Source organism: Cloacibacterium rupense, assembly GCF_014645495.1.
GTDB classification, from domain to species: Bacteria; Bacteroidota; Bacteroidia; order Flavobacteriales; family Weeksellaceae; genus Cloacibacterium; species Cloacibacterium rupense.
In genome coordinates this window covers 1-18,480 of the sequence record NZ_BMLV01000005.1, presented here as the reverse complement: position 1 = coordinate 18,480, position 18,480 = coordinate 1, and the positions used below count along the sequence as shown (strand labels likewise).

General features: G+C 32.7%; 15 protein-coding genes. 14 read left to right on the top strand and 1 reads right to left on the bottom strand.

Annotated elements, in window-relative coordinates; genetic code table 11:
- Positions 1-138: 138 nt before the first annotated feature.
- Together IEW40_RS10655 and IEW40_RS10650 are read left to right on the top strand one after the other, a co-directional pair.
- Entirely contained in the window at positions 139-1,854 is a 1,716-nt protein-coding gene (locus IEW40_RS10655) for a ribonucleoside-diphosphate reductase subunit alpha (protein ID WP_188618086.1), read from the top strand.
- A 675-nt stretch (positions 1,855-2,529) separates the two neighbouring features.
- Complete coding sequence (locus tag IEW40_RS10650) at positions 2,530-3,411, top strand: DUF72 domain-containing protein (RefSeq protein WP_188618085.1); 882 nt, start codon at positions 2,530-2,532, stop codon at positions 3,409-3,411.
- Between the two features lie 284 nt (positions 3,412-3,695).
- Here IEW40_RS10650 and IEW40_RS10645 read toward each other — a convergent pair whose 3' ends face one another.
- Positions 3,696-3,989 carry a hypothetical protein gene (locus tag IEW40_RS10645; RefSeq protein WP_104794330.1) on the bottom strand — a complete coding sequence of 98 codons (294 nt, stop codon included), beginning with the start codon at positions 3,987-3,989 and terminating at the stop codon, positions 3,696-3,698.
- Between the two features lie 69 nt (positions 3,990-4,058).
- Between IEW40_RS10645 and glyA the strand changes: the two genes are divergently transcribed.
- The 12 genes from glyA to IEW40_RS10585 all read left to right on the top strand — a co-directional run.
- Entirely contained in the window at positions 4,059-5,330 is a 1,272-nt protein-coding gene (gene glyA, locus IEW40_RS10640) for a serine hydroxymethyltransferase (protein WP_188618084.1), read from the top strand.
- A gap of 128 nt (positions 5,331-5,458) precedes the next feature.
- Positions 5,459-6,076 (top strand): outer membrane beta-barrel protein, encoded by a 618-nt coding sequence (locus IEW40_RS10635; RefSeq protein WP_188618083.1) that lies wholly within the window; start codon positions 5,459-5,461, stop codon positions 6,074-6,076.
- Between the two features lie 534 nt (positions 6,077-6,610).
- Positions 6,611-7,390, top strand: coding sequence for a polysaccharide biosynthesis/export family protein (locus tag IEW40_RS10630; RefSeq protein ID WP_188618082.1), 780 nt, complete (start codon positions 6,611-6,613; stop codon positions 7,388-7,390).
- 2 nt (positions 7,391-7,392) lie between these two features.
- Positions 7,393-9,768: a GumC family protein gene (locus IEW40_RS10625; protein ID WP_188618081.1), complete on the top strand. Its 2,376-nt coding sequence runs from the start codon at positions 7,393-7,395 to the stop codon at positions 9,766-9,768.
- A gap of 135 nt (positions 9,769-9,903) precedes the next feature.
- Positions 9,904-11,487, top strand: coding sequence for a hypothetical protein (locus IEW40_RS10620; RefSeq protein WP_188618080.1), 1,584 nt, complete (start codon positions 9,904-9,906; stop codon positions 11,485-11,487).
- Between the two features lie 423 nt (positions 11,488-11,910).
- Positions 11,911-12,687, top strand: a complete 777-nt coding sequence (locus tag IEW40_RS10615; protein ID WP_188618079.1) for a glycosyltransferase family 2 protein — start codon at positions 11,911-11,913, stop codon at positions 12,685-12,687.
- Positions 12,688-12,697: 10 nt separating this feature from the next.
- Positions 12,698-13,513, top strand: coding sequence for a glycosyltransferase family 2 protein (locus tag IEW40_RS10610; RefSeq protein WP_229663435.1), 816 nt, complete (start codon positions 12,698-12,700; stop codon positions 13,511-13,513).
- Between the two features lie 2 nt (positions 13,514-13,515).
- Positions 13,516-14,397: an SP_1767 family glycosyltransferase gene (locus IEW40_RS10605; protein WP_188618077.1), complete on the top strand. Its 882-nt coding sequence runs from the start codon at positions 13,516-13,518 to the stop codon at positions 14,395-14,397.
- A complete protein-coding gene (locus IEW40_RS10600; RefSeq protein ID WP_188618076.1) occupies positions 14,394-15,374 on the top strand; it encodes a glycosyltransferase family 2 protein in 981 nt (326 codons plus the stop codon). Before IEW40_RS10605 ends, IEW40_RS10600 begins: the two co-directional genes overlap by 4 nt.
- Before the next feature lie 68 nt (positions 15,375-15,442).
- Entirely contained in the window at positions 15,443-16,453 is a 1,011-nt protein-coding gene (locus tag IEW40_RS10595; protein ID WP_188618075.1) for a glycosyltransferase family 2 protein, read from the top strand.
- On the top strand, positions 16,450-17,607 hold the full coding sequence (locus IEW40_RS10590) for a polysaccharide pyruvyl transferase family protein (protein ID WP_188618074.1): 1,158 nt from the start codon (positions 16,450-16,452) through the stop codon (positions 17,605-17,607). Before IEW40_RS10595 ends, IEW40_RS10590 begins: the two co-directional genes overlap by 4 nt.
- Before the next feature lie 82 nt (positions 17,608-17,689).
- Positions 17,690-18,480, top strand: a 791-nt coding sequence (locus tag IEW40_RS10585) for a hypothetical protein (RefSeq protein WP_188618073.1), incomplete at its 3' end; no start/stop codon positions are given.

Here is an 18,480-nt window from a genome sequence, read left to right as displayed (position 1 = left end):
AATTGAAATCTTGTGTAAGTTTCGAAAAAAGAAATTTGCCTGAAAAATAGCCCTGGTTGCAGTGGAAATCCTTTTTCTTGGCTTGGGTTAAGCAATGGAGAAGAAAAAGATTGTAACGGAAAACAGGAAGATAAGTGAATGAATGCAGAAATTTTTGCTTCTAAAAATAAAAAACAAGAAAAGTTTATAAAAAATATGGAAGAACACAATACTGAAATTTGGTGGCTAAATGATGAGTCTGAGCAGATGCTCAATAGAGGATACCTTCTGAAAGGTGAAACCGTGGAAGGGGCTATAGACAGAATCACTACGGCTGCTGCTAAAAGATTATACAAGCCAGAGCTCATTCCTGCATTTAAGGAAATGATTACCAAAGGTTGGATTTCTTTTTCGTCTCCAGTGTGGGCGAATATGGGAACACAACGTGGTTTGCCTATTTCTTGTTTCAACGTACACGTGCCAGATTATATCGAAGGAATTACCCACAAATTGGGTGAGGTGATTATGCAAACCAAAATCGGAGGAGGAACTTCTGGTTATTTCGGGGAGCTCAGAAATAGAGGAACTGCCGTTACCGACAATGGTAAATCTTCGGGAGCTGTTTCTTTTATGAAATTGTTTGATACTGCCATGGATGTGGTTTCGCAAGGTGGGGTAAGAAGAGGTGCATTTGCCGCGTATTTGGATATTGACCATGGTGATATTGAAGAATTCTTAAACATCAAGGAAATTGGTAGCCCTATTCAGAATTTATTTATGGGGGTTTGCGTTCCAGATTATTGGATGCAAGATATGATAGATGGTGATATGGACAAACGTAAGATTTGGGCTAAAGTGCTAGAGTCTCGTCAGAAAAAGGGGCTTCCGTATATTTTCTTTACCGATAATGTGAACCGTAACAAGCCACAAGTTTATAAAGACAGTGGTGCAGTGATTAATGCTAGTAATTTGTGCTCAGAAATTATGTTGCCTTCTACGGCAGACGAAAGTTTTATTTGTTGTCTTTCTTCTATGAACTTAGAATTGTATGACGAATGGAAAGATACCAATGCGGTAAAATTGGCTATTTATTTCTTAGATGCGGTACTTTCTGAATTTGTAGAAAAAACCGAAGGAAACTATTATCTACAAGGAGCAAGAAAATTTGCGTTGAGACACAGAGCATTGGGATTAGGAGTTCTCGGTTACCATTCTTACCTTCAAAAAAATATGATTCCGTTTGAAAGTATGGAAGCTAAAATGTTTAATGCTAAAGCATTCAAACAGATTCAAGAGCAATCGATACAAGCATCTAAAGAATTGGCAAATATCTACGGTGAGCCAGAAGTACTAAAAGGATATGGACTAAGAAATACCACCACTATGGCTATTGCGCCTACCACTTCTTCATCGGCTATTTTAGGGCAAACATCACCAGGGATAGAACCTTTTGCTTCTAACTATTACAAAGCTGGTTTGGCAAAAGGTAATTTCATGAGAAAAAATAAATATTTGGCAAAACTGCTTGCCGAAAAAGGTTTGGACAATGAAGATGTATGGAGAGAAATTATGCTGAATCACGGTTCGGTACAACACATGAAAGAGCTTTCTCAGACCGAGAAAGATGTGTTCAAAACTTTCAAAGAAATTTCTCCGATGGAAATCATCACCCAAGCGGCACAACGCCAACAGTACATCGACCAAGCGCAATCTTTGAACTTAAACATTCCTGCTTCAATGGCGATAAAAGATGTGAACAATCTGATGATAGAAGCTTGGAAAATGGGGGTAAAAACCTTGTACTATCAACGTTCTCAATCTGTTTCTAAAGAACTAATGGTGAATTTTGTAACGTGTTCAAGTTGTGAAGCGTAAGTTAGATTTACGATTGACGATTTTTGATTGACGATATTAAGAGGCTGTCCAAAAAGGGCAGTCTTTTTTATGCGCTGAGAAAATGTGAATGATGAATGATGATTGATGATTGATGAATGATTGGAGTGATTGGTATAATGGTAAAATTGTAAAAATGTAAAATCGTAAAGATGTAAATGCCACAAATGCACGAATGAGTTGGGAGTTGGTTTTTTGATGAATGATGAATGATGGATGATGATTGATGAATGATGATTGATGAATGATTGGAGTGATTGGTATAATGGTAAAATTGTAAAATTGTAAAAATGTAAAATCGTAAAGATGTAAATGCCACGAATGCACGAATTTTTTTTGAAAGTTTTATTTTGGAAGATGGAAGATGGAAGATGGGAGATGGGAGATACGAGTTGCGAGATACGAGTTGCGAGGTTTATTAGATTCCAGCGGAATGACAAAGAGGATGTTCAATCATAGTGTTCTTTGTGAAAAAACTTTGTGTCTTTGTGTTTAAAGAGGTTTAGATTTCTACGGAATGACAAAGATGAGGTTTGATTATTGTGTTCTTTGTGAAAGTCTCAGTGTTCATTGTGTTTAAATTTTAAAGGTAAAAATCTGCACAATCTGCGGGAAATCTTTAACTTTAAACCTTGAACCTTAAACTTTAAAAACAAAATGAAATTCGGACAAGTTGCAGACCCATCTATCATCGATTTTACACTTCCAAAAGACCATCCTAAAACCAAAGAAATTTTAGCAACATCTAATGGAAATGATTTCAATATCTACATCGGTTGTGCCAAATGGAATAAAACCGATTTGAAAGGTTTTTATCCCAAAGGGACCAAAGACGAACTTACGTATTACGCTACTCAATTCAATTCTATAGAGTTGAACGCTACTTTCTACTCTTTGCCTAGTCCAGAACAAGTACTCACGTGGAAAGAAAAAACACCCGAAAATTTTAAATTCTTCCCGAAAATTACCAACACCGTTTCGCATTTCAGAAGATTGATTAACGTGACAGATGTGGTAACAGATTACGCTACTTCAGTACAGCATTTCGGGGATAAATTAGGGATGGTTTTCTTGCAATTGCATGATAATTTTAAACCGAAAGATTTTGATAGGGTAGAAAAATTTGTAAAAGATTGGCCTCGAGAAATTCCGTTGGCAGTAGAGGTAAGAAGTGCGGAATGGTTTGCAGAAGAATATTTTGAGAAATTTTCTCAATTGTTAGAAGAAAATAATATCGCCAACATCATTGTAGATACGGCGGGTAGAAGAGATATGTTGCACATGAGATTGACTTCTGATACGGCTTTTATACGCTATGTAGGTGCCAATGCCGAAAGTGATTATGCGAGATTAGATGATTGGTTAGAACGCATTAAACTATGGAAAAAAGAAGGTTTGAAAAATCTGTATTTCTTTGTTCACCAAAATGTAGAATTGGCTTCGCCGTTGTTGTCTGCGTATTTTATAGAGAAAGTGAATGCAGAATTTGGGACAGAAATTCATGTTCCAGTCATGGCAGAAACGAAGACTTTGTTTTAGAATTTTTGCTTCGAATGCACGGATGAGTTGATGGGTGATGGGAGAGTGGGAGAGTGGGTGAGTGGGAGAGTGGAGGAGTGGTGAAGTTATGAAACTGTGAAGTTGTAAAGTCGTGAAGTTGTAAAGTTGTTAAGTTGTGAAATCGTGAAGTTGTGAAGTTGTGAAGTTGTAAAGTTGTAAAGTTGTGAAACTGTGAAGTTGTAAAGATGTAAAAGTGTAAAGTTGTAAATGCCACGAATGCACGAATAATATTTTAAAAATTCGTGCATTCGTGGCTAATTTTTTTATGAAAGAAACTTAATTTCTTTATCTTTAAAATTATTTTTTTCTACCAGTTTATTCATGGTTTTCATCATTTTATGGCGCAGTTTTGCCATTTTTCTGATGTTTTTATCTTCGCTATAATCAAAAATATTATCCTTAAAAGTGAAGGTGTCTCCATCTTTGAACTCAATATTGTTTTTTTTGAGTTCACCCAATAGCATAAGATTGGTCATGCTTTCTAGAAGCAGATGTTCGGATTTTCCTAATGATTTCAAGGATTTTAGCAATTGTTTTTTATATTTTTTCTTTCCCATAATTATTAATATAAACTTATCACAAATATCTGTATAATTTCTTATTTTTGGGCAAAATTTAAATCTAATATGAGTAACGACATCATTTTTGAACTAATTGAAAGAGAAAGAGAAAGACAAACCAATGGTATAGAGCTGATTGCATCAGAAAATTTTGTTTCTGAAAATGTAATGAATGCGATGGGGAGTGTCTTAACCAATAAATACGCTGAAGGCTATCCTGGTAGAAGGTACTATGGAGGTTGCGAAGTAGTAGACGAAGTAGAAACTTTAGCGATTGAAAGAGCAAAGCAACTTTTTGGGGTAGAGTATGCCAATGTACAGCCACACTCTGGCTCACAAGCGAATGCTGCCGTATATTTATCTGTTTTGAAACCTGGTGATACTGTAATGGGCATGGATTTGTCTATGGGAGGTCACCTTACCCATGGTTCACATGTTAATTTTTCTGGAATTAATTTCCGTCCGGTTTTTTATGGAGTGGAAAGAGAAACTGGTTTGATTGATTATAATCAAATGCGTGAAGTAGCCCTTAGAGAAAAACCAAAAATGTTGATAGCTGGATTTTCAGCCTATTCTAGAGATTTAGATTACGCAAAGTTTAGAGAAATAGCAGATGAGGTAGGGGCTACCCTTTGGGCAGATATCGCTCACCCAGCAGGTTTGGTAGCTAAAGGATTATTGAATTCTCCTTTTGAGCACTGTCATGTAGTGACTACTACCACCCACAAAACGTTGAGAGGTCCTAGAGGAGGTATGATTATGATGGGCAAGGATTTTGAAAATACCTATGGTCACAAAACTCCTAAAGGGGAAACTAAAATGATGAGTGCTGTACTAGATGGAGCGGTTTTCCCAGGAACTCAAGGAGGACCACTAGAGCACGTGATTGCAGCAAAAGCAGTGGCTTATGGTGAAGCAATAGACGAAAAGTTTGAAGTGTATGCTAAGCAAGTGATTGCTAACTCTAGAGCGCTTTCTAAAGCGATGATGGATAGAGGTTTTGATATTGTAAGCGGAGGTACAGATAATCACTTGATGTTGGTGGACTTAAGAAATAAGAATGTAAACGGAAAAGAAACCGAAAAAGCATTGGTAAAAGCGGAGATTACTTGTAATAAAAATATGGTGCCATACGATGATAAATCTCCATTCATTACTTCAGGGATTAGATTAGGAACTGCGGCAATTACCACCAGAGGTTTGGTAGAAAAAGATATGGAAACAGTGGCTGAACTTATCAATGAAGTGGTGTTGAACATCAATAATGACAATGTTTTGGAAGTGGTGAAGAAGAAAGTTCATGAGTTGATGAACGGTAGAGCACTTTTTAACAGTTAATTGTTTGCACAAACAAAATTAAAATATTTACTTTGTTTAATCATAGAGCCTATTGATATTTTATCTTTTACAATAGGCTCTATGTTTTTATAAATAACTATTCACTCGGTAAAATTGATTTGAAGAAAATGAAAAAATTGTATTTGGTATTGTTGCTATTTTTTAGCATGATGACTTTTTCCCAAGAATTTAAGTGGGGGATGACGGGTAATGTTCACTCTTCGTCTATCGAAGGAATTCATGATTTTTCAAGAGGAAGAATCGCCCCATCATTAGGTGTCTTTGCAGAAATTCCTTTAGAAAGTTTTCAGAGAAGTATTTATTCGCCTTTAAGATATTATATTTTTCCGGTGGTAGAATATAGTATGGAAGGTGAAAAAACCATTTTGGAACAAGGCAGACAATACTACAGAAACGATTTTGTGGCGATAGCACTCTATGGGAAATTTCATTTTTACAGAGGTTTCTTTGAGAATTTTTACTTCATGGTAGGTCCTAGAGCCGCTTATGCCGTTTCGGTAGACTTTAAAGGTCCAGTGATTAATTATGAGTCTGGTCCATTAGGAGATGATGTAACCAAAAAATGGAGTTTTTCTGCCTCTACGGCGTTTGGTTATGTTATCAGTGATAAATTAGAAATGTATGTGAGATTTGACCAAGGGCTTACCAAAGTATACCCTAATTATGACTACCGTAAAACTTGGAATAGACTTCTTGGGATTGGGGTGAGTTATTATTTTAATTGATGAGTGATGGGTGATGAGTGGGAGAGTGGGAGATTGGGAGAGTGGGAGAGTGGGAGATTGGGAGAGTGGAGGAGTTGTGAAGGTGTGAAGTTGTGAAGGTGTAAAGATGTAAAGTTGTGAAGATGTGAAGGTGTGAAGATGTGAAGATGTGAAGATGTGAAGTTGTGAAACTGTAAAAATGTATAGTGGTGAAGTTGTAAAGATGTGAAGATGTATCATGGTATGGTGGAGTTTTTTTTAATACATGGGGCGTAGGGATTTTTTGACAGATTTTTTTTTTAACACCCCGTCATCCCGATTCTCGGGATGCCACCCCTCTAGAAGAGGGGAATCCTTCTAATATCAGTTGGCAGCTAGCGATTAGCAATAAGCGATAAGCGATAAACGATGAGCGATATGCGATTAGCAATAAGCCATTAGCCATTAGCGATAAGCCAATAGCTAGCTATTAGCCAAAGGCCAGATGAATTTTTATTTATTACTCTATTTTAATCAATATTTTATTTTATTTTTGTCTCATAAATATAGACTGTAGTGAAATTGATACCCCGTTTTATTCCTTTTCTCGCATTGCTTTTGGTTTTTTCTTGTATGCCCAAGAAAGACATGATTTACATGGATAAAGACCTCAATTATAATGCAGAAATTACCCAAGCTAAATTTTTAGGCAATAAATTGTTGGTAGGAGACGTGCTAGACATTAAAGTGACAGGCTATGATGAAATCGCGATAAAGCCCTTTAATTTAGGTACTATTTCTCAGATTAATAGCAATGGGAGTGGTTCTTCTGGAGCAGATTTGGCCTATACTATCGATAAAGAAGGAGAAATCAACTTTCCAACGTTAGGTAAAATCAAAGTAGAAGGAATGACCCTAGACGAATTGAAAGCAGACTTAGAATCTAGGCTCAAAAAATATTTGGTAGAGCCTATTGTTATTATCAAACAAAACAACCTGAAGTTAACTTTTTTAGGGGAGTTTGGAGCTAGAGGACAAGTGAGCTATAGCAACGAAAAAATGAATATCTTACAAGCTGTGGCGATAGGCGGAGGGACTAAAGAAGATGCTGATCTTAGAAACATAAGATTAATCAGAAACGTGAATGGGGTAGACCAGACCATCACTCTAGACCTTACAGATTACAATATTTCTAATTCACCTTACTATTACGTACAGAATAATGACATCTTGTATGCATTGCCCAACCGAGATGCTCAAATATTAGCGAATAAGACTCCTATTCTTACTAAAATTCTTACCTATTCAGGTTTAGTGGGGCTAGGTCTCGTGATTTTCAATTTTTTTAGAAATTAACGATGGAACAATTGCAAGCGATACAATCTCTTCCTCAAAGGGTGAGAAAAATTGAATTCAAAAAAGAACTTTTTAAATACATTAGGGTTTGGTATTGGTTTGTTCTCTCATTAATTCTATTTATTATAGGGGCAAAAATATATATCAGGTATACCGTTCCTGTTTATAGTTCTCAGGCTTCAGTGTATTTCAATACGTCTATGAAAAAAACTACAGGCGTAATTGGTCTGAATGATTTACAAAGTATGGGTTCAGGGGGTATGGCCAAAAATTCTATTGCTGATGAAATTGTACTTTTCAAAGCAAAGCCTTTGATTAACAATGTGGTAAAAGAACTCAATTTAGATGTTGTTTTTACGAATAAAGGTAGGTTTAAAGATGATGTTCTTTATGGTGATGATGCTCCTTTTTATGGAAAAATAGTTTCCTTAAAGAATGAAAAAATCTTCGGCGGAGCTGGGTATAAAATTAAATCGCTTAATCAACATTCATACATTCTTGCAGATGCTACAGGCAATCATGGCAAAATATATCAGTATAATCAACCTTATGCTTTAGATTTTGGAACGATTATCATTACCAAAAATCCTAGAATCAATTATCAAAATTTTATAGACGTTTCATTTCTAAATTATAAAAATGTTGCAGGAGGAATAGAAGGAGGAATTATTATTAATTATTCTAGTAATGAAACCAATATCCTAGACGTTATCCATAGAGGTACAATCCCACAGAAATCTGAAGACATCATCAATGAGTTGATTGTTCAGTATAATAAAGATGCAGATAACGACAAAAAATTAGAAGCCAGAAATTCTGCAGCTTTTATTAGTGAAAGATTACAGCTTATTACCAGTGAACTCTCAAATATTGAAGGCAAAAAGACCGATTTTAAAAGAGCTAATAATGTGTTTGATATAGAGACTCAGGCTCAAAATAGCATCAGTGGTTTAGATACTGGAGCACAAAAATTATTAGAATTAACCTCACAGTTAGAGATGGTGAATTCTGTGCTTAGAATGCTCAATGCGACTAATGACCAACTTTTGCCTACCCAAATTGGTATTCCTAATTCTGCAGAAGGTTTGATTTCACAATACAATGAGTTGGTGCTTCTCAAAAATAAAACCTTGAGACAAGCAACGCCTGCCAATCCTATGATTGTACAGTTTAATAAGGATTTGTCTCAACTCAAAAGTTTAATTAGGGAGAGTCTCAATAGCTCCAAAGAGCTTATTTCAAGTAATTTGTCTTATCAACAAGGGAAAATTGCTCAGTACAAAAATGAAATGACGATGTTCCCAGAGCAGGAAAATTTCTTTAAAAATATTGACCGCCAGCAGAAAATCAAAGAGGCTTTGTATTTGTATTTGCTTCAGAAGAATGAAGAGATATCGATGTCTTTGGCCGTTACTACCCCTAAAGTAAAAGTGCTCAATCCAGCCTACACCACAGGGATTATGACCCCGAATGTAAGCAAAATTATGATGTTTGCTTATGGGTTAGGTTTTTTCTTGCCATTGGTTTTCTTTTTTATTAAAAACTCATTAGATACGTATGTACACTCTAAATATGAAATTCAAGAAATCGCCAAAGACATCCCAGTAGTAGCAGAAATCCCTAGTTTAGAGAAAGGGGATAGTCATGTTATTGGTAAAAATGATTTGTCGTCTTTTGCGGAGTCCTTTAGAATATTAATTTCCAATATCAAGTATTTTTTCAATAAAGAAAATGCTTGCCCTGTCATTCTCATCTCTTCTTCCATTAAAGGAGAGGGCAAGACCACGATTTCGGTGAATACCGCACTTACGTTAGCTCAAACGAAAAAGGTTCTACTTATTGGGGCAGATATTAGAAATCCACAGCTCAAAAGATTTATGCAATTGAAAGGCGAAGGTTTATCAGAATATTTGAGTAATTATAAAGCGACCCCAGAGGGATTCATTACAGAATCTTCACTGAATCCCAACCTCAAAGTAATTCATTCAGGAGCAATTGCCCCTAACCCGAATGAATTGTTAGAAAGTGATAAGTTTAGAGAATTGTTAGAAGATACTAGAAATGATTTTGATTATATTGTGATAGATTCTGCCCCTATGTTGATGGTGGGTGATACTTATAACTTGATTAGGCATTCTGATGTGCTTTTGTTCTTGGCAAGGTCAGAATATACTGACAAAGAAATGATAGAGTTTGCCAACCAAATCTACAGAGACCACGCTAAAGGCAAAATGGCTATGGTATTGAATGATGTGAGCTACCTGAATCTTACCTATAGTAATAAGTATGGCTATGGCTATAAATATGGCTATGGTTACTCTTACACTGCTGATCAAGAAAAGAAAGCTTGGTGGAAGAAGATTTTGTTTTTAGACTAATCGATTTGAAGCGTTAGAAATTGAAAAAGATTACTTGATGAAGTGGGTATTCTTTCATTGGTAAAAGGCTTTTATAGGTTAGTATTCATCTTTTTTTATGTGGTAATTCTTTATTGAACAGACAAACAATTGGATATGGCGAAACAGGTGTTTTTCAATTCTTCGTTTTTTTTAATTTGTTTTTTTTCGATTACACTACTTTCTTCTAATATAGCTTTTATTTTAGGATTTGATTTGCATCGAATTGTTTTAGTTATTGGTTTTTTTATTTCATTATTGCTTTTGATTTTTGTGGTGAAAAAAGCGAAAGAAATATATGTCTCTGTATTTTTAGCTCTTTTGGTTATTGTCATCAGTTATTTTCTTGCGGTATTGTATTTTGACACTTCTTGGGATGGGCAAGGCTATCATCAAGAAAGTATTTACCTCATTAAAAATGGATGGAATCCTATTTATGAAAACAGTCATGCTTTTAGCTTTTGGGTGAACTTTTATCAAAAAGGGAATGAAATTATACAAGCGAATATTTATCTGGTTACTCATAAAATAGAGTCAGGTAAAATGTTTAATTTATTGATGATGTATGTTTCGGGTGTGATGGTTTGGAGGTTTATAGATACATTAGCTTTAAAAGATGTACATAAGGTACTTATTAGTTTTATAGTTATTTTCAATCCAGTAGTTGTGACCCAAGCTTTTACCTACTATGTAGATGGAAATTGGTATCTATTATTGGTTACTTCATTTGCCTCATTACTTCTTTATTTTTTTGATAAAAAGCCGCAAGACCTCATTGTTTTTGTATTCAGTTCTGTAATTTTTTGTTCGATTAAATTTTCATCAATTCCTATTTTCATTGTTTTTTTATTTTTTGCGATGTTGTATCATTATCTCTACCAAAAGAGAATTATGGTTTTACCCTATTTATCTGTTTTGTTGCTGGTGGGTATTTGCAATGTACATCCTTTTAATAACAATCTTCAAAGAGGAAGCCATATATTACATCCATTTTATGGCGAGCAAAAAATAGATATTATTAATCAAAATATTCCTGAGGTGTTGCTTCATAAGAATCGGGTAGAAAGAATATTGATTTCTTTATTTTCAAAGACCACCAATGATAGGAAAGTGGTTTTTTCTGAAGCTATCAAACTTCCTTTTAGTTTTTCAAAAGAAGAGGTGATTTTATCCAACGATACCAAATTGGGAGGTTTTGGTTTTTTATTTAGTGGAATTCTTGTTGTTTCGGTACTATTGGCTTTGAGTTTAGTAATGAAAAGAGGCGAAATCGATAAGAAGATTATGGTGTTAATAGCTTCGGCACTTCTTGTGAGTATATTGGTGAATCCGGCAAGTTGGTGGCCTAGATTATCCGCTCAAATTTGGTTGTTGCCTGTATTTTTAATGATTGGTGGACTTCTTTCTCAAGATAAGATTTCTAATTGGTTGTCTAAGGTGGTGTTATGGGTTTATATGGTCAATATATTGGTATTTAGCGCAGTAACCCTTGTGAAAATAAATTACAATACCTACAAGATGCATGCTTTTATAGATTCTATTGGCCATAGGACGATTACCTTAGATTTGTCTCATCCTTATAGTTTTCAGCAATATTATCTTAAGTTTAAAGAAAGAAATATAAAATACAAAATAGGTGAGGTGAAAGGCCCAAAGCGTTCGGTACCTTTTGCTTCATATATTTATTATACGATAGAATAACCGTTGAAGCATCTTAAAGAATAACCCATTTTGCAATTAATTTTTAAAATCAAAGGGTTCAAGTTGTTTATTATCCATTCTGAAAAAGCAATTCATTTCCGAAGAAGATTACAGAGAGAATTGAACAAAAGTTGGTTTTTTTTTCTTTTTTATTAAATGTTGCTTGTTTTATGGTTTTCTTAATTATTTTTGTAGAAGTTTTTAAATAGAATTTCCTTTGAATCCATTGATTTCTGTTATAGTCCCTTGTTATAGCCAATCCCAATATTTGGATGAGTGTTTGCCGTCTGTTTATGTTTCCGCCACCTTTAATGAGAATGGTTATGGATTTTTATATACTATAGGTCAAGAGAAGAAAGTCTGGGGAAGAGAATTTTGTTTTTAGACTAAAGATGCTCAATTGTTAATGTCTTTCTATTTAAAATGAAATTATCTATTATTACCATCAATTATAACAACTTTGAGGGGCTTAAAAAAACTTTTGATTCAGTTTTTAACCAGACCTTTCAAGATTTTGAATATATTGTTATTGATGGAGGTTCTACTGATGGGAGTAAAGAATTAATAGAGTTTAATAAGGATAAAATTTCTTATTGGGTGTCAGAACCTGATAAAGGGATTTATAACGCCATGAACAAAGGCATAAAAGTGGCCAAAGGTGAGTATCTTCTTTTTTTGAATAGTGGTGATTATTTTTATGAACAAACTGTATTGAAAGATAATTTTTTTCTTTTTAATGATTTTGATATAATTTATTTTAGGAGCATAATAAAAAAATTAGATGGCACTCTTAAAACAGGTTATGTTCCTAATAAATTAAGTTTTTCTTTTTTTTTCAATTCAAGTTTAAATCATCAGTCGATATTACATAAAAAATCATTATTTGAAAAATATGGATATTATGATGAAGAACTCGAAATAGTATCTGATTGGAAATTCTTGTTATTAGCGCTTTGTAAATTTAATTCTAGTTATAGGTTCGTAGATAATCCTTTTACTGTTTTTGAAATGGGCGGTGTAAGTAATAACCTAAGTAAACAAATGTTACTAAAAAAAGAGAGAGATAATGTATTAAAAGATCATTTTGAGATGTTTCTTGATGTTTATCAAAACAGAGAAAAATTAGAGTCAATATTTAACTATTATAACAACTCTAAAAGAGTAAGATTACTAAAAATTTTGAAAATTTTGAAAAAATAAATCCAAAAATATGTTTTTGTTCTCTATTTTAATTGCAAACTATAACAATTCTAATTATTTATATGAGTGTATCAATAGTGCATTAAATCAAACTTATGAAAACATTGAAATTATTTTTGTAGATGATGGCTCTACCGATAATTCTGTAGAAATAGCAGAAGAGTTAGCTATCAAAGATAAAAGAATCAAGATATATAAAAATTCTTTGAATAAAGGAGTAGGTTTCACTAAAAGAAAAATGATAGAACTCTCTAATGGTGAAATATGTGGAATATTAGATTCAGATGATTATTTACATCCAGAAGCAGTGGAAAAGATGATATTTGCACATCAAAATCAGCACACAGCTAGTATTGTCTATACATCAACAGTTTATTTTGATAAGTTTGGAGAAATAAAAGGGGTTTATAAAAAAACTATTGCCCAACCAGTAAATAAATCAATTATTGATGAGAGTCAAGTTTCTCATTTTATAACTTTTAAAAAAGAACTTTACAATAAAACCATTGGTATTAATCCTTATTTGAAAGGAGCTGAAGATTTAGATTTATTTATTATTCTTGAGGAACAAGGCGAAATATTACATTTTGATGAAAAATTATATTTTCATAGAATACATGAGGGGGGGATTTCTCAGGGTAAAAATAAAGATTACATGAATGACTGGGCTTTTATGGTTAAGTCAAATCATCTTGCAAGAAGAGGACAAGATATTAAACCTTTTTTTGAAACTTATAAAAATTGGTATAAATACGATTTGTCTGTTTATTCTAATTTTACTTTATTCAAAATTTTATTGAACAGGTTTTTCAGTTTTAAAAAATAAAAATGTTTCAACCTCTCTATTTTTTTTATTGGTATATCAGAACAATACCTTTCAGAAAGTATTTTTTCTTTCCTAAAGTTTTAGGGATAGGAGAAACTATTTTCGAGATTGCAAACCATAAAAAATCTATTTCCAGATTTGGGGATGGAGAATTTAGATTGATTTTACCGAATGAGAATTTAAAATTTCAAGAAGAAAATCAATTATTAACAGAGCGGTTAAAAGAAGTCCTCACCTCAGATTTAGAAAACCATTTGGTAGCCATACCAGAAAGTTTTCAGTCTGTAAAAGCTTTTAAACTGAACGTGAAATATTGGTGGATAGATTTTATAAATAAATATGGAAACCAATTAGCTCCGTATTTTAAAAAGGATAAAAGCTATGGAAACGCTTTTATTTCAAGGTTTTATTTGGATTACAAAGACAAGTCTCAAGTACAAAAAAACATCAGAAATCTCAAAAAAATTTGGGAGGGAAAAGATATTTTAATTGTAGAAGGTGAATATTCTCGATTAGGAATAGGAAATGATTTGTTTGATAATACTGCTTCTTTGCAGAGGATTCTTTGTCCTTCAAAAAATGCGTTTTCCAAATACAATGCAATTCTAGAAATGACAAAAAAGTTAGGAGAGAATAAATTAATTTTAATTGCTTTAGGTCCTACAGCTACTGTGCTTTCTTATGACTTGGCATTGGCTGGGTTTTGGGCAGTAGATATTGGGCATGTAGATATAGAATACAGTTGGTATCTGGAAAAAGCAGAATATAAAATTCCTGTAAAATATAGATTGGTGAATGAATCTACCAATCAAGACTCCATAGATTTACCAGATAATCTTAGAGAAAGTTACCTTAATAGTATTATTTATAAAATTGAAGAATGAAACTCTCCATCATTATACCGGTATACAACGCAGAAAAATATTTGCAAAAATGTTTAGAAAGTGTATTTCAGCAAAATCTAAAAACTCAGGATTTTGAAGTGGTTTGCATTAATGATGGCTCTACAGATAGTACATCAAAAATTTTAAAAGAATTTCAAAAAAAATACATTAATATTATTTTAGAAGATCAAGAAAACTCTGGTGAAGCGATTTCTAGAAATAGAGCCCTTGTTTTATCTAAAGGAGAATATGTCACCTTTTTAGATTCAGATGATTACTATGATGAATTCGCTTTATCTAAAGCATTGCATAGCGTAGAATCTCAAAATTTAGATATTCTTTATCTTAAAATTAATCATATTTCTGAAGATTATCAATTTATTCAAAGTTTACCAAACCTTAGCAATAATGAAATCTTATCAGGCCTACAACACGAAAGAAGACCTTTTCCTGCAACAATATATAAAAAGACTGTGATAGGAGATATTCTGTTTCCGTTAAATATTATTGTAGGACCTGATTCTGTTTTTAATGCATTAGTACAAAGCAATGCAAAAAGAGTTTCCTATAGTTCAGAATTGGTTTACAATTATCTCGTCCGCCCCAATTCACTTTCCAAAAAGGCCATTACCGAAGAAGGTTATCAAGGGTTTATGAATGCCATTAGCATTTTAGACGAATATAAACATCAACATTTTTCTCCTGAGAATGCAGAAGCCCAACAGTATTTTGATAAGGTCATTTTGGTGTTTATCACCAGAATCGTAGAACTTCATATTTTGCCTAATCTCTATCAACCTAAATATGTAGAGCTCAAAAAGCTTTTATTAGAAAAAGGATATTGGCATTTGGCAACAAGCATTGCCGAAAAATATCCTTATTTTGATGTTTCTTTTTCTAAATTTTCGAGACATCAAAAGAAATTGATTTTCAAAACCAAAGTCTATCAATTGATACAGAAAATTAAAAAGTTATAGATATGTATATAACTTTTCTTTTATTTGTATGAAGTTTTAGATTTATTTTAAACTTTTTATTGAAAGTAATGCCAAAAATCTCCATCATCATTCCGGTTTTCAATTCAGAGCCTTATTTGGAAGAATGTTTGCTGAGCATCAGCCAACAGACCTATACGGATTTTGAAATATTGGCCATTAATGATGGTTCTAGCGACCGTTCTATAGAGATTTTAAAGGAATATCAAAAAAAGGAAGCGCGGCTCAAGATTTTTTCTCAAGAAAATAAAGGCGTTTCTGCTGCTAGAAATTTAGGTTTAGACAATGCAAAAGGAGAGTATATTACTTTTGTAGATGCAGATGATTGGTTGCATCCAGCTACTTTGGGACATTATATTGACATTGTTGAACATGAAGGTAGCGATATTATCATTTCTCAATTTTTAACCCAAAAATCTACAGAAAAACAAACTGAATTATCTATAGAAAACAGTGAGAGAAAAGATATTGAGCAAAAAATATTTCCTAAATTTATAGAAAGTGATTATTATAATTCGGTTTGTAATAAGTTTTATACAAACGATTTGATTAAAAAATCGAGGGCTCAATTTCCTGTCGGAGTAAGAATTGCCGAAGATGCCCAATTTAATCATCAGGTTTTTTCTTTGGCTCAAAAAATAAGTGAAACTCAATTTCAAAGTTATTTTTACCGAGAAGTTGAAGGGAGTGCTACCAAGAATGTGGTGAGGAATGATTATTTGCAAAGCAATGTGGCGATATACCAATATGATTATCAAAAATATTTTGGAAACTCTATTTCAGACATAGAAATATTACGATTAAAGAAACGTAGGTTTTTTAGAAGCATTATTGCCTTAATTTATATTTATTTTCATCCCAAAAATCAGTTTTCTTGGGGGCAACGGTTTTCAAAAATCAAAGAAATTATTAATCATGAAGTAGTGAAGCAGGTATTTTCAGATGATGCTTTGAAACAAAATTTGGGGCGTTATGATCAAGCCATTTTCAATGCCATACAATCTAAAAACATTTTGAAATTGTATCTTTACACTTTGTATAGTTATATTAGAAATCAATGAGAATTCTCCTTTTCCTTCATGGGGGTAGTTTAAACAGAGGTTGCGAAGCTATTGTAAGAACTGCCGTTGCAGAAATTAAAGCTCAGTTTCCTGATGCCCTTCTAGATTTGGCTTCATATGAGCCAGAGACGGATAAGCATTTAGAGCACCTCCATCAAATCTTTATTCATCAACAATTGCCCCCGAGAAAGTATTCTTGGGATTGGCTAAAATCTGCATTTTACGTGAAATTTTTCAACAATGAAAAATACCATCATCAATATGTACAAAAAGATATTATCTCTCAAATCAAAAACTATGATGTTTTTATTTCGGTAGGGGGTGATAATTATTGTTATGGAGAATTGCCAGGCTTTTATGAAATCAATCGTCTAATCAAAAAATCTGGAAAAAAACTTATTTTATGGGGGGCTTCCATTGGTCAAGAAGATCTGTCACCAGCCAAAATAGAAGATTTACAACGGTTTGATTTGCTTTTGGCTAGAGAAACGATAACAGAATCTGTTCTTAAAAATGCAGGGTGTAAAAACGTGAAATTGGTGGCAGACGGTGCTTTTTTGATGGAAAAAACAGAATTGCCACTTCCTGAAAAATTTTTAGAAAATAAAACGGTAGGTTTTAATTTTTCGCCATTGGTTTTTGCAAGAAATCCTCCATCTAAAGAGGCTGCTTTTCTTTTGATAGACCACATTTTAAGAACTACTGATTTTACGATTGCTTTGGTTCCGCACGTTACTATAAAAATTAGCAATGATTATGAGACCCTGAAAGAGTTTTTTGAAAAATACAAAGAAACCAATAGAGTTTTTCTTTTGCCAGACCATCTAAACGCTACAGAATACAAAGGGTATATTGCCAAGATGAGATTTTTTATAGGCGCCAGAACACACGCCACCATTGCAGCGTATTCTATAGGAGTACCTACCATGGTTTTGGGATATTCTGTAAAATCGAAAGGCATTGCCCAAGATTTATTTGGCGAAGAAAAATTGGTTTTAGGGCTTAATGAAATTTCGGATGCCCAAAAGCTCATTGCTTCTTTTGAAGAAATGAAAGCGGAAGAAGACCTCATTAAAGAAGTTTTAAAAAAGAGAATTCCAGAAATTAAAGAAATGTCTAGAAAGGCGAAAGGTTATCTGGCTGAAATTATGTAAAAATTTTTGAAATGGTTTTTTTAGTTCAAACTAAAAATTACCAGAATATTTAGCATTTTTGAAGCACAAGAATATATAAAAAATGAATTATAAATATATAAAATTAAAAAGAATATTATTTGAAAAGTTAAATTCTAAGAATTTCACTTACTTATTTTTATTTTTAGTTTTATGTATTGTTACTTTTTACTTGTTTCTATATTTTCTAGTTGAAATGAGAGGATGGAATTTAGGTGATTGGTTGATTAATTATCAAGATGGGGGATTTAAAAGAAGAGGTTTAAGTGGATTTATATTCCTAAGTTTGGGAAATTTATTCAGTATCAAACCTAATTATTTAGTTTTTTTATTTGTAGAATCATTATGGCTTATTTTTTTATATCAAATTTTTTTATTTATTAAAAAATCAAGACAAGATACTTTTGGTTTTTTGTTTTTACTATTAATGCCTGTTGGTTTTCTATTTAATATTGTTGCTTTGGGAGCAATTGGCAGAAAAGAAATTCTATTGTTTACTTTATTTTCATTTTATTTGTGGGGTGATATCAAAAAATTAAAACATTTAGATTTAATAATACCATTTTTTTTGTTTATTATTACGCTTTTTCATGAATTGACTTTTTTCTATATTGGTTATTTTTTATTAATAATATACATCAACAACCCAAAAAAATATTGGGTTTATGTTATATATTTACTATCTGTATTGGTTCCAGTTTTATTAATATATTTTTTTGGAAAACCAATTAATAATGGTTTAACTTTTTCTTATCTAAATAAATTTAAAATAATACTCACACCGGGTATTTTAGATTTTAATGAAAAAGCAAATCTAATGATACATTTCAAGAATCATTATATTGTCTATTTAGA